The sequence below is a fragment of the Psychrobacillus sp. FSL H8-0487 genome, from assembly GCF_038008385.1.
Lineage (GTDB): Bacteria > Bacillota > Bacilli > Bacillales_A > Planococcaceae > Psychrobacillus > Psychrobacillus psychrotolerans.
Genome location: NZ_JBBOZA010000001.1, coordinates 2,361,070 through 2,374,480 on the forward strand (window position 1 = coordinate 2,361,070; position 13,411 = coordinate 2,374,480).

At 35.0% G+C, this 13,411-nt stretch carries 14 protein-coding genes, 1 pseudogene and 1 other annotated feature (1 of these 16 cut by a window edge); of the genes and pseudogenes, 4 read left to right on the plus strand and 11 right to left on the minus strand.

All coding sequences use genetic code 11. The features are described 5' to 3' along the window. Positions 1-12: a sequence feature (ribosomal protein L21 leader region), on the minus strand; it reaches 68 nt to the left of the window's first position. Between the two features lie 51 nt (positions 13-63). The 8 genes and pseudogenes from MHI47_RS12075 to MHI47_RS12110 form a co-directional block, all read right to left on the minus strand. Next, on the minus strand, positions 64-582 hold the full coding sequence (locus MHI47_RS12075; protein WP_340830962.1) for a metalloprotease: 519 nt from the start codon (positions 580-582) through the stop codon (positions 64-66). A gap of 70 nt (positions 583-652) precedes the next feature. Continuing rightward, positions 653-1,198: a hypothetical protein gene (locus tag MHI47_RS12080; protein ID WP_093537013.1), complete on the minus strand. Its 546-nt coding sequence runs from the start codon at positions 1,196-1,198 to the stop codon at positions 653-655. A 164-nt stretch (positions 1,199-1,362) separates the two neighbouring features. Beyond that, positions 1,363-2,163, minus strand: a complete 801-nt coding sequence (gene minD, locus MHI47_RS12085) for a septum site-determining protein MinD (RefSeq protein WP_093537012.1) — start codon at positions 2,161-2,163, stop codon at positions 1,363-1,365. Position 2,164: 1 nt separating this feature from the next. Then, positions 2,165-2,836 (minus strand): septum site-determining protein MinC, encoded by a 672-nt coding sequence (gene minC, locus MHI47_RS12090; RefSeq protein WP_093537011.1) that lies wholly within the window; start codon positions 2,834-2,836, stop codon positions 2,165-2,167. Between the two features lie 35 nt (positions 2,837-2,871). Beyond that, positions 2,872-3,399 carry a rod shape-determining protein MreD gene (gene mreD / locus MHI47_RS12095; RefSeq protein WP_340762817.1) on the minus strand — a complete coding sequence of 176 codons (528 nt, stop codon included), beginning with the start codon at positions 3,397-3,399 and terminating at the stop codon, positions 2,872-2,874. Continuing rightward, entirely contained in the window at positions 3,396-4,298 is a 903-nt protein-coding gene (gene mreC / locus MHI47_RS12100) for a rod shape-determining protein MreC (RefSeq protein WP_093537009.1), read from the minus strand. Before mreC ends, mreD begins: the two co-directional genes overlap by 4 nt. Positions 4,299-4,311: 13 nt before the next feature. Continuing rightward, entirely contained in the window at positions 4,312-5,331 is a 1,020-nt protein-coding gene (locus MHI47_RS12105; protein WP_093537008.1) for a rod shape-determining protein, read from the minus strand. Between the two features lie 95 nt (positions 5,332-5,426). Further along, positions 5,427-5,561: pseudogene (locus MHI47_RS12110) on the minus strand (JAB domain-containing protein); the annotation flags it as partial. 166 nt (positions 5,562-5,727) lie between these two features. On the opposite strand from MHI47_RS12110, the gene MHI47_RS12115 reads away from it, so the two are divergent. From MHI47_RS12115 to pckA, 4 genes are all read left to right on the plus strand, one after another. After that, a complete protein-coding gene (locus tag MHI47_RS12115; RefSeq protein ID WP_340764609.1) occupies positions 5,728-5,886 on the plus strand; it encodes a hypothetical protein in 159 nt (52 codons plus the stop codon). A 157-nt stretch (positions 5,887-6,043) separates the two neighbouring features. Then, entirely contained in the window at positions 6,044-6,388 is a 345-nt protein-coding gene (locus tag MHI47_RS12120) for an ArsR/SmtB family transcription factor (protein WP_340758911.1), read from the plus strand. Positions 6,389-6,493: 105 nt separating this feature from the next. Continuing rightward, positions 6,494-8,248 (plus strand): SulP family inorganic anion transporter, encoded by a 1,755-nt coding sequence (locus tag MHI47_RS12125; RefSeq protein WP_340758912.1) that lies wholly within the window; start codon positions 6,494-6,496, stop codon positions 8,246-8,248. A 34-nt stretch (positions 8,249-8,282) separates the two neighbouring features. After that, the gene (gene pckA, locus MHI47_RS12130; RefSeq protein ID WP_340758913.1) at positions 8,283-9,791 is read left to right on the plus strand and encodes a phosphoenolpyruvate carboxykinase (ATP); all 1,509 of its coding nucleotides are present in this window, start codon (positions 8,283-8,285) and stop codon (positions 9,789-9,791) included. A 217-nt stretch (positions 9,792-10,008) separates the two neighbouring features. On the opposite strand, the gene MHI47_RS12135 is transcribed toward pckA, so the two are convergent. Genes MHI47_RS12135 through MHI47_RS12145 form a run of 3 tightly spaced genes read right to left on the minus strand, consistent with a single transcriptional unit; the run spans position 10,009 to position 13,378 of the window. Next, entirely contained in the window at positions 10,009-10,374 is a 366-nt protein-coding gene (locus MHI47_RS12135; RefSeq protein ID WP_340758914.1) for a DUF6262 family protein, read from the minus strand. 1 nt (position 10,375) lies between these two features. After that, positions 10,376-12,289, minus strand: coding sequence for a tyrosine-type recombinase/integrase (locus tag MHI47_RS12140; RefSeq protein WP_340758915.1), 1,914 nt, complete (start codon positions 12,287-12,289; stop codon positions 10,376-10,378). Between the two features lie 3 nt (positions 12,290-12,292). Then, positions 12,293-13,378 carry a tyrosine-type recombinase/integrase gene (locus tag MHI47_RS12145; RefSeq protein WP_340758916.1) on the minus strand — a complete coding sequence of 362 codons (1,086 nt, stop codon included), beginning with the start codon at positions 13,376-13,378 and terminating at the stop codon, positions 12,293-12,295. Positions 13,379-13,411 lie beyond the last annotated feature (33 nt).

Here is a 13,411-nt window from a genome sequence, read left to right on the forward strand (position 1 = left end):
TTGTAGCAACGGGTGCTGCTACAAATCATAACATTAAAATATTATCACATATATTATTCTTAGTCAAGCGCTTTTCGTTATCCAATCAAATGCATGCTTATACTTACGAAATCTCCAATAAGAAAGATTTTGAAAAGCAAGAAATAAAAATATAATGGAGATAACCAAAGCCACAGGAAAATAAAACAAACTAACCGCAAAAATAATAACACAAATACATCCCGAAAAGCCGATCAGCTCCTCATACAACTTCGGAAAAATAGAATGTATGATTCGCCCACCGTCTAACGGGAATATTGGTAATAGATTTAAGCCGAAAATTGATAATTGAATCATTATAAATATATTTGCTTGAGGAAAGTCTATAAGCATGCCAAATAAGAGCAAGAGAAGCGTACATAATGGTCCACCTAAGATTATACACACCTGTATCCTCTTAGGTTGCTTCGAGAATTGTTCCATCTTTATCTCTCCACCATAGGGCAAAATAGTACAAGATTGAACTTTAGCACCCATCCAAATCGCGACTAATAGATGACCTAACTCATGAACCAATAGCGATCCAAACACAAGTGCATACATAGCTATTTCTCCTGATAAATAAAAGAATAGAAAAAAAGGAATCATTATGGGGTGTACACGAAACAGTCGTTTATTCATAGAAGACGGCAAGCCACTCAATGAGCTCTTCGGTATCTAACATCTCTCCATCTTTTTCCACCTGGACATATAGCATGTCATTTTCAACAGAGGCAAATATATCTCCCGCGTTTACAGTCGTATATGGCAATTGATGAAAATCATCTACAAAACCGTATGTAGCAGTTTCTCCCGTATCATATAAAATAGATAACGTTTTACCAGTTTTCTTTCGATGACCAGTATAAATAATAAGACCATCTTCAGATGCATACAGGTCTTGGGATTTATCAATGGACAAAATTGCACCATCTTCTAAAGGCTGAATCGATTTATATTCGATTAAAGGAGGACTAGATACAGGCGCACTTACACTGATTAAGTCATCTGTTCGAGTAATCCAAGCAACTACATCCTCATAAATTTCTGTTGGTTTTTGTGGCTCTAATAGTAGACTGGCATAATTGGTTGAGAGAGTACTATTACCCTCTAACTTTGCTAATAAAATAAATGAAAGTACAAATAGAAATGAAAGAACCCATTTTCTTTTTGAAAGCATAACATTCCCCCTAAGAAGAATATATGAAGGATGAGGTTGTTTAATGAATTAGTTTTTGAAGTGTTGTAAGGAGTATAGCTTGCTATCACGGAACCTATTAAGCTTTTTTTAAGTGAAACAAAAATAAACCGACTACCTCAAATCTGGGCAGTCGGTCTTCATTCTTATTTAGAAAAAATAGATTTGATTTTAGAAAAAACGCCAACTTTAGGAAGGTCCATGGACATTAATGGTACCGATTCTCCTAAAATACGTCTCGCAATGTTACGGTATCCAAGGGCCGCTCTGTTAGAAGGATCCATAACAACCGGTTCACCTTTATTAGATGAAGTTATAACACTTTCATCATCCGCGATAATTCCCAATAGATCAATAGATAAGTGAGTGGTAATCTCATTTATATCCAGTGCATCACCTTGGTTCATCAGATGCTGACGAATTCGGTTGATGATTAACTTAGGAGGATCTATTGTGCCTTCTTGCTCTAATAAGCCAATAATACGATCCGCATCACGTACAGCGGAAATTTCCGGTGTAGTAACTACGATTGCTTTATCTGCACCTGCAATGGCATTTTTATAGCCTTGTTCAATTCCAGCAGGGCAATCAATTAAGACATAATCATATTCGCGTTTTAACTCTAAAACAAGTTCTTTCATTTGTTCAGGATTAACAGCATTTTTGTCTACAGTTTGAGCTGCAGGAAGTAAATACAGTCTATCCTCAAAGCGTTTATCTTTCACAAGCGCTTGATGTATTTTACAACGTCCTTCGATAACATCTACTAAATCGTAGATAATTCTATTTTCCAGACCTAGCACTACATCCAAGTTACGTAAACCAATATCCGTATCCATTAAACAAACTTTTTTCCCTTGCAGGGCCAATGCAGTTCCAAGGTTAGCTGTTGTAGTCGTTTTACCGACCCCACCTTTACCTGAAGTTATAACGATTGCTTCTCCCACATTAGCTTCCTCCTTTAAATGTTGATAAATTTGGTCTTAACAGACGAAGATCTTGTAAACGATCAATTGCGATAGAACCATTTGTATGTAAATAAGCACATTCCATTTCAGGTTGCTCAGAAAGAACGGTCAACTCATCTGTCATCGTTTCAACCACACTATCGATGATTAAATGCGTTGCCTCTAGCCAAGATGCTGCGATAACTGCATCCTTGTTTCCAGATGAACCTGCATGAGCAATACCTTTAAGTCTTCCAAGGACAAAAATATTCCCACCTGCAACTACTCTACCATTGGGATTCACATCGCCAACAACTACTAAATCTCCCAAAGCAGTAATAACTTGTCCTGACCGAACAATACCTACATAAGTCTCTGACTGGTTTTCTAGTAATCTTCTATTACAATCTTCCACCGTCATAACTTCACTTTGAATTTTAGTCACACGCAGATGTTCTGTTTGCTGAACGCAAGAAATAATCTCTTTCGTCTGCTCATCGTTACAGTAACGATAACCTAAATGTAATAATACCTCCGCTTGACCTTCAAAACCTTCATCAGAAACCTTCTTCGCTAATTCATCTAAAAGCTCTGTATATGAACACTGATCGTCTAGGCGTAATACAAGGCCCTCTTTCGTTCCTTTGATAAATATTAACTGCTTCTTTGTCAATCAAGTCACCTCAGATTTACTGTTAAATCAACAAGCTATTTTTGAAGCAATAAAGCTTTTTGATTAAACCGATTTAGAAGAATATATTTAAATGCCCATCCGAACATCAATAAAAATACAGCATTTGCAATCATTGTAGGAATGAGATTATGTTGATAAAAATAAGTAAATGTCATCGTTTTAATACCGATGGACGTATAAAATAAGAATAATAACAACTCTACCCCTGCTACTAGAAGCAAGGTAAGAATAGTAGAAACCAACAGATGTTGGTGAATGTATTTAACCGTAAAGCTTGCGACTAAACACATAAGAGGATAAATAAAAGAATATAATCCAATAATATCAATGAAAAAGACATCATACAAGAGCCCAAAAAACAAACCATAAAGCATCGCTCGTTTTCTGTCATAATAAACGGCTACAAAAATCAGATATATAATGAGAAAACGTGGTACTAGCACATAAAAATCACTATTTAATTCAATTGGCGAAAAAAGACCAAAAATCGGTTCTAAATAGAATAATAGAACCGAAATGGCAATCACTAGAATACGAGTCATGAGCCGTCCCCTGCACCTTCTGTAAGATCAGCATCCGTATTTCCTCCGTCTGTACCATCTACATTAGTAATGGTGCGCTTAGAAACAATTACGTGATCTAAAATAGAGAAACTTGCAGCAGGTTTAACATACGCCAACTTAGTTAAGCCGTAGTCATCCGTTGTGACTTCCGTAACTTCACCGATTAATATACCTTTCGGGAAAATTCCGCCTAAACCAGAAGTTGTTACTTTTTGACCTTTTTTCACTTCATACTCAGAATCAATTCTTTTTAGTATTAGTTCTTTACGTTTTTCATCATATCCTTCAATTAATCCAAAAACTTCTTTCCCTTCAGCAATTACAGCCGAAACTCGATAATTTGGATTTTGAGTAGACAAAAGTTCCACAGTAGATGTATAAGGTGTGGTCAAGGTTACTTTTCCAATTAACCCTTGAGCAGTCATCACAGCCATATTTACCTCTATCCCGTGAATCTCCCCTTTATCAATAATAATTTTTTCTTCCCATTGGTCGGGATTTCTAGCAATAACGGTTGCTTGGATAGGATTATACGCGCGAAGATCCTCTTCCTTATCAACAATTTTGCGTAGCTCATCATTTTCAAGACGTAGATCATTTACAGAAGCTTGAAGTGCTACATAATCTTCTAATCTTACTTTTAGTCGTTTATTTTCATCATATGTATTAAGTAAGGATTCTACATTATCAAATACACCCGTTATATATTGGGTCGGTTTGGAAAATATAGATTGTCCAAACCCGACCACATCTTTAATAACCTGTTCAGGTAAGGATGCATGATTTCGATCTCGCAAAGAAAAGCTGATGAGCGCCACAAGAAAAATCATCCCTACAAGCAGCAATATTAATCGCTTATTCGAAAAAAATTGTGGCATATCACACTTCTCCTTAGTGTTTTGTTTGTTGGCGTTTCAGTACATTCATATGATCTAACGCTTTCCCAGTACCAATTGCAACACAATCCAGTGGATTTTCTGCAATAAATACAGGTATATTCGTTTGATCGCTAATAACTTTGTCTAGATTTTTCAGTAATGCTCCACCGCCAGTTAACATGATTCCGCGCTCCATTACATCTGCAGATAATTCAGGTGGAGTTTGTTCTAATGTCTTCTTCACACCATCAATAATAGCGGAAATCGACTCACGTAATGCATTTGAAATTTCTTTAGAAGTAATTTCAATCGTTTTTGGCAGTCCAGTTACTAAATCACGTCCTCGAATATCCATTTTTTCTTCTTCATCGGATACTCTTGCAGAGCCAATCTCAATTTTAATTGCTTCTGCCGTACGTTCACCAATCGTTAAGTTATACGTTTTACGGATATATGCAGTAATGGCATGATCCATAGAATCTCCAGCAACGCGGACTGATTCACTTGTTACAATTCCACCAAGTGATATAACGGCAACCTCTGTCGTACCCCCACCTATATCAACGACCATACTACCAGTAGGTTCCCACACAGGTAAATTTGCTCCAATTGCAGCTGCAAAAGGCTCTTCTATTGTTAAAGCTTCTCGTGCACCAGCCTGCTTCGCAGCATCAATTACAGCACGTTGCTCCACAGAAGTGATACCAAATGGGACACAAATCATGACATTTGGTTTGCTCCATGACATTCCAGAAGCTTTCATCGCATTTTTCAAATAATACTCTATCATTGCAGAAGTTGTATCAAAATCCGCGATAACTCCATCCTTCATAGGACGAATTGCAACGATTGAACCAGGCGTACGACCGATCATATTTTTTGCATCGTTTCCTACTGCCACAATAGCTCCATTTTGTACATTTTTCGCTACAACCGATGGCTCTCTAAGTACAATACCTTTTCCTTTGATGAAAACTAGCGTATTTGCTGTTCCTAAATCTATTCCCAAATCTCTTGATCCAAATCCAAACACTATTATTTACTCCCTTTCTATCTCAAACAAGTTTTACTTCGTTGTCATAAAGTCATAACTCTCATTATAACTGATAGAACGGAAATTGCACAGTGTCACATATACCCTTTTTCTTTTAAGCTTATAAACTGGTGATCACCGATGATCACATGATCCAGGAGTTCTATGCCCATAAGTTGTCCTGCCTCAAATAGTCTTTTCGTCACATCAATATCTTCTGTGGACGGTGCTATTTGATATCAATAGTAAAGTGGGAGAAATATTATGAAAGCAATCTCTTGGCTTTGACTACATGTCTTCAGAGTTAGCATAACTAAATTATAAAATTACCTTTTTTATGAAAGAATTAGTCAAAAAAGATAAGAAAAACTGTTTAACTTTATGGGGGCACTTCAAATGAGTGGTCGCCTTTTTATTTCGTTTACCCCTGTAAATTTAGTTTTCGGTGGGGATCATGTCGTTTTGCCTTTATTAGAACAGGAACTTGTACCAACTGGATGGATAAACGAAGTCTGGTCGTTCGCTGTAAAGATACTTCGCACTAGGAATTGTTGATTAACTAATTAATTTAGGTATTAACGATAGAAAACTACATTTCTGTATTTTTAACTTAAAATGATTTGTAAATCAAAAGAACTGGAGGTATAATTCGATTATACATATTCAAACATTTGAATATGTATAATCGAATTTGTCAAAGGAGGAAAATTGATTGTGGACAGATATACAACAATTTAAAGCTGATTTTTTTAAAGCCTTGGCACATCCACTAAGAATACGGATTCTTGAATTACTGTCAGAAGGAGAAAAGAGCGTTACAGAAATTCAAAGCACTCTTAATAGTGAAGGTTCCGCAGTTTCCCAACAACTAAGTGTATTACGCTCTAAAAATATTGTAGTTGGTATCAAAAATGGTAAACGAGTTGTTTATTCACTTCGCGACCCATCCATTATAAAACTTTTAATAGTTACACGAGAAATCTTCAATAATCATTTAATTGATACCCTTTCTATGTTAGAAGAATTAGATGAAGAAGATACACTTTCTAAATCATAGAATCGGAGTAATCAATGGAAATTTAAATAGATATAACTCCCTAAACAATCAATAATATACAATCAATTTACTATTTTAATCATTCATAGAAAAAGAAGGGGTATAATGAAAAGCTTTTTTACAGGAAGATTTGATGACTATTCAATACGGCATTTCCAAAAAGATCTTCTTTCAGGCGTTATTGTAGGGGTAATTGCTATACCATTAGCTATGGCATTTGCTATTGCATCAGGTGTGAAACCAGAATACGGGATTTACACAGCATGTATTGCTGGTATCTTAATTTCTTTATTTGGTGGATCGAAATATCAAATTGGAGGACCTACTGGTGCTTTCGTACCTATTCTTTTTGGGATTGTCATAGCTTATGGATATACAGATTTATTACTTGCTGGTTTTTTAGCCGGTATTATCTTGTGTTTAATGGCGATTTTTAAAATAGGTTCTTTGATTAAATTCATCCCTCGTCCTGTCACAATTGGTTTTACTTCAGGGATTGCCATTATTATTTTCACAGGGCAAATTGAAAATTTCTTTGGACTGACAGGGCTTGAAAAACATGAGAAGTTCATTGACAACATGAAGGAAATTATCTTTCATATTGATACAATGAATTTTTATAGTATAGGAATTGCCATATTGTGTCTTTTCGTCATTTTACTCACACCGAAATTATTGCCGAAAGTTCCTGGATCACTAATTGGTTTAATCGTAACAACAATAATAGCAACAGTATTCTTTTCAGGCAATATTTCAACTATAGGCTCCACCTTTGGAGAAATTCCAAGCCAACTCCCTCATTTTCGCTTTCCCGATATAACATGGGAAAGAATACAGCGTTTAATAGTACCTGCATTTGTAATTGCTATATTGGGAGGAATTGAATCTCTCTTATCCGCTGTAGTAGCAGATGGGATGACGAATAGTAAACACAATAGTAATCGTGAATTAATGGGCCAAGGAATTGCAAATATCATTACTCCTTTATTTGGAGGAATTCCAGCTACAGGTGCAATTGCACGAACAGCGACAAATATTAAATCTGGTGCTACTTCTCCTATGTCAGGGATTATTCATGGGATTTTTGTTTTATTAACCCTCTTAATATTAGCACCCTATGCTTCACTTATTCCGTTAGCTAGTATGGCGCCTGTTTTAATGATAGTGGCTTGGAATATGAGTGAAAGAAAACAGTTTCTTCATGTGTTGAAAATGAAAAGTGGCGATTCTCTTATTTTATTGGTTACATTTCTTTTAACTGTCTTCACCAGTATTACGATAGCAGTTATGGTTGGTCTCATCTTAGCTGTCGTTTTATTCGCAAAACGCATGAGTAATATGTTGGTTGTTTCCAAAGTGTTACCAGACCACACTCATAAGAATGAAATTGTTCAATCCCATGTAGTTAACGAAGCTCATAACTGCCCACAAATTAGCATTTATACAATTGAAGGGCCACTTTTTTTTGGTGCTGCACAAGTGTTTGAACAACGCATAATGGATACAATTCATTATGAACCTACTGTCTTGATTTTACGTATGGGGAAAGTACCGTTCATCGATTCGACAGGTGAAGCGAATTTGAAGAATATTGTCAATTATTATAAAAAACAAGGTGGAATTCTTGTGCTTTCAGGTATAGTTGATGATTTGAAAAAGTCATTGAAAAAGTCTGGTCTTTATGATGAAATTGGTGAAAAGTATATATTTAGTCGTACAGGCGAAGCCATTGACTATTCCATCTCAGAAATTAACCATAATAAATGTTTAGGATGTAAGCATTTCGCTTTTCATGAATGCAATCAACTTTCACATACAGGAAATCTCGATAAAAAGGAGTCTAAATTACTAGAAATATAAAAAATAAAAGATAACTAAAAAGGATGGATATAAAATGGGACTAAACAACGCACTCAAATTACATTTTAATATAACACCTAGTCAACTAATAAAAATCGCTATCAAGCGTAAAGAGGTTCAACTTTCTTCTGGTGGCGCGATAGTAGCGAAAACAGGTAAATATACAGGCCGTTCACCTAAAGATAAATTTATTGTTAAAGAACTTGCCTCTGAACTTGCAATTGATTGGAAAACAAATCAACAAATGACGTCAGCAAATTTTGATCTTCTTTTAAAGGATGTTTCTAATTATCTAGAAGAAAAAGAACTATTTGTATTTGATGGGTTCGCTGGAGCCGATCAAGCATATCGTCTACCTATTCGAATCATTAACGAGTATGCTTGGCATAATTTATTTGCTCATCAATTATTTATTCGTCCAACAAAAGAAGAGTTAGCTGTACACAAAGAAGATTTCACTGTAATCTGCGTTCCTAATTTTGAAGCTACACCTTCCATTCATGGAACAAATTCCGAAACTTTTATTGTGATTAATTTCGATAAAAAAATCGTATTGATTGGAGGAACACAGTACGCAGGAGAGATTAAAAAATCGATTTTTACTATAATGAATTATCTTTTACCAATTAATGATGTTCTTTCTATGCATTGTTCTGCAAATAAAGGATTAAATGAAGATGTTGCTTTATTTTTTGGTTTATCAGGTACGGGAAAGACCACTCTCTCAGCAGATGCTAATCGTATGTTAATTGGTGATGATGAACATGGTTGGTCAGACAAAGGTGTATTTAATATTGAAGGTGGTTGTTACGCAAAATGCATCAACTTATCAGAGGAAAAAGAACCAGAAATATTTCGCGCGATTACTTATGGATCTGTTTTAGAAAATGTCATAATCGATCCTCATACACATTTGGCAGATTATAATGATTGTAGTTTAACAGAAAACACACGAGCAGCTTATCCGATCCATAACATTCCGCATGCTCTTAATCCGAGTACGGCAGGACATCCAAATGTTATTTTCTTTTTAACAGCAGATGCGTTCGGTGTTTTACCACCCATTTCTAAATTATCAAAAGAACATGCCATGTATTATTTTCTTTCAGGTTATACCAGTAAATTAGCTGGAACTGAAAGGGGCATAACAGAACCAGAAGCAACATTTTCAACCTGTTTTGGTGCACCATTCTTGCCATTATCACCTAGAGTTTATGCTGAAATGCTTCGAGAGAAAATTCGGAAACATGACGTGGATGTTTATTTAATTAATACAGGTTGGTCAGGAGGCCCTTATGGAATAGGCGAACGTATTTCCCTTTCCCATACTCGAGCGATGGTTACAGCAGCTATTGAAGGTCAATTAGCACATACAGAATTTGAAATGGAACGGAGTTTTGGTCTTAACATACCTAAAAGTTGTCCTAATGTACCATCTGAAATTCTTAACCCCCGCAATACATGGAAAGATAAAGAGGCTTATGATATCCAAGCAACAAAATTAACAAATCTATTTCGGGAAAATTTCGAGAAGTTTTTATAAAAATCATAAAATAAAGGGTAAGTGGAGAAAAACGAGTCGTTTTTCTCCACTTACTTTTGTATATTTTGATTTTTCCCCAAGGGAATGTTATCTATCCAGTAACATTAGCTGTAGTCTAACCATAGAAGATCTTCGGGAATGCCTTGCTCCATATTTAACAGAGTGCTTTTCTTGTTTTAATTTGCAATGTACTATTTTATCTTATTCAACAAGACCTCTAAAACAACTTGCCATGTAATTTTTGAACTTGATCCCTTAATTGTTTGTTTTCTTCTTCTAGTGCCTTTATTCGGATTTTTAATGTCTTAATTAAACTATCTTCTGAACGAAGGTTTTTACTCTGTTTACGGGGAACTAATTCACTTATTTGCATCCCTCTTAATGTCTCTATTCTAGTTCTAATGTCTTTTTGTTTGTACAGCCATGACTTTGAAACACTTGCTTTTTGTGCAACGGAATTAAAATTAATCTTCTCTTTTTTCAGTGCCATCTCTGAAATTGTCTTTTCAACCCTAATTCTTGTCTTCTCCGACTTTTCTTTGGATAGTTGAATTATGGCAGTTGTGTTACTCTTTCTAGTCATCTTAATTCGTCTCCTTTAACGAATGAATAATTTGCTCTAATCTATTTTTAACACGTTCGTTAGTTTCAACCTGACGCTGCCATTGGTTCTGTTTAGCCCTATTTAATATTTCTTTAGTTCGGTCTAAGTGCTCTTCATGTTCATTTAGAAATTGTTTACTTGTACAGAAGTTCGTACAATCTAAACAAGCATTTGCGTGAGGACACGGTCCCGCAATTACTGGTAAACGACAATAGCCATTAGGAAGTGCTTGTGCATTGATATTTTTTTTAAACCATTGAAGATCTGTATTGTCAGCTTCAGTATTTTCTTCGGTTAAATCCAGAATGCTACCGCTATTCGTCACCAAAGTTTCCTTAAACTTTATGAACTCTTTCTTTAGAGTTTCATCAAAAATATGGGCATATCTTGCAGTCATTTCTGGTGATTCATGCCCTAAGAATTTTTGAACAATATGCTGTGGCACTCCGTTGTTTATCATTCTAGTGCCAACTGTATGCCGAAAGGCATGAGCATGAAATCGGAAAATCTCTCCTTTATTATCCGTTATCTTTTCTTCATAAGCTAATTTATTTAATTTAACTCTAAAGGTATCTTGCTTCAATGGAGAACCATCTTTCCGTGGAAATACATATACACATCCATCGTCAAGTTCATAAGCCACTCTTTGCTCTTGAACCAATATCAATGCAGCAATTTCTTTAGAAATAGGAATGGTATGTTCTTTCTTCATTTTCCACTGATAATACTTTAAAAAGCAATCCCCTTCTTTATCTGTTATGACACTCCCTTTTTTCAATGTACAAAGTTCACCGATACGCATTCCGCATTCTTGAAGTACCATAACCATTGCAGCCATATAAGGTTCCAATTTATCCAATTTAACATTTAATTGTTCAAGGACATGTTCATCTATATAACGTGGTTGTGCCTTCGGCACTTTAGGATAATCTTCTCGAAAGATAAGGATTTGGGAAGGCGAATCCTTCCAATCAAACCTTTGAAGTGTAGAGAAAAAAACTTCTAAAGTAGATATTCGTCCAGTCGCAGTACTAGGTTTTAAACCTTTTAAATTAATTTCATTTAAATATTGCTCAACTTCATTCCTAGTTAATTGATGAATCCTTCGTATGCCTTCACAATTTGTATTTATAAAATTAAAAAACTCTCTTAATTTTGACGCCATATCAACTACATGGGAAAAGCTACGTGTATTTAACATTAACTTACAATATCGCTTGACGATTTCTTTAAAATAATCATTTTCAAAACCCTTGAAATTGATTGTATATTCGTAGGACGTTGGATTTATCTTATCTTCCGGCAATGAAAGTTTTCTTAGATCCCAAACATCTTTATCCCATTCTTCACCATCAAAATAGAAATCCTCATAGAACTCCATAAACTGTTTTAAATTAGTAACGTAGTAGGAGTTCGCTTGCACAGAAATTTTATTTTGATTTATATCAAGCTTGTAATTTTTAGTCGTAGATTTTATTCCTTGTTCTACTAAGTAAGTTCGGTATTCCGTCAAAGCTTTTACTATAGGTACTTCAGTTATAGAGGTAATATCGGGATATTTTAAATTTAAAAACCCCAACATTCGACTTATCACTGTTCCTTTTCTAATCCAAACAGTTTTTGCACTCCAAGTTCCATTATTTAAGAGAACATAATAAAAGTATTTTAATTCTGTTTTTAACCAGATGTTTTCTACTTTATCAAAATTTACCCAACGATTTCTTAACGAAGGATTCTTACTTAACTCTATCGCACTAGGATGTGGGCAAATTCTTATATCCCATCTATCTGCTGCCCAAAACCCTTGTAAGACACTAGTCATATCCGCTATTTTTTTATTAATCTCTGTGTTAGTGACGAGCTTTCGATTTGTTGCAACGCTTGGAAATTTCATTTTTTATGTTTCTCTCCCTTGGAGATACGCTTTATATTCATTTTTCATATCTTGATCAGAAAGATGAACGTATGTATCAAGTGTTGTTTGTACATGTGCATGACCTAACCTTTTTTGTACGTAAGCAGCATCCCATCCACTTCTAATGAGTTCTGTGGCATGCGTATGACGCAACATATGGGCAGTGAAGGTAATCCCTGTCCGTTTCACCAATCGCCTTATAAGATCTAATACACTTTGATATTTTAGAGGTTTCCCAAAATAAGATTCTTTGAGATTTATAAATATATAATCATGCTCCAAATCTTCCCCATATTCATGAACTAAATAATCGGTGTATAAAGCCATTAATTCCTTGCTAACATCGATTGTTCGTTCTTTTCTAAGCTTAATATAAGCCCCATTTTCGTTGTGATCTCTTGGCATGATATTAATCTGATTATCCCAAGTAGAAATATCTTCGATACGAAGGGATAATACCTCTCCTACCCGAAGTCCTCCTTCATACATAAGCATAATAAGTAACTTATCCCTTTTTGTATGACACGCATCGATTATTGCTTTAACTTGTTCGTGTTCTAATACTTGTACAAGTTTCTTTTTGACCCTAAGCTTTAAAATATTTTTTTGATAAGATTTACCTTTAGAAATATGGTGAAGAAACCCCTTGAAATTTCTTCCCCTCGCTTCTTTAGTCATATCTATAGCTTTAAAATCTCCTGTACGATTTAAATACTCTAAGAAACTAGTTACAGCATTAAGTATGGCATTAACAGATGTTTCTTCTCTTTTAGCCTTCTTTGGTTGTAAATCTATTACCTTTACCTCCCCCGTTGGATTTCTTAACCATCCCACAAAGTTTGACATTTCCTCGAATTTCAAATCTTCTAATCTAATTCCTCTTTGGCTCATAAATTCATAAAACAGCTTGAGATGATAACAATATGTTTTAATCGTATTTGGCGCTTTCCCCGTATTATCCAAGTACTTTATATATCTCTTAACCGGTTCTACCACTTCAAAATTTTTGTCTAATAGTATGTATAATGGATATGATTTTTCCTCAACAACTACTTTTTGAACTTTCATTTCTCCACCACCTTTAAATACCTTAACTCCTAT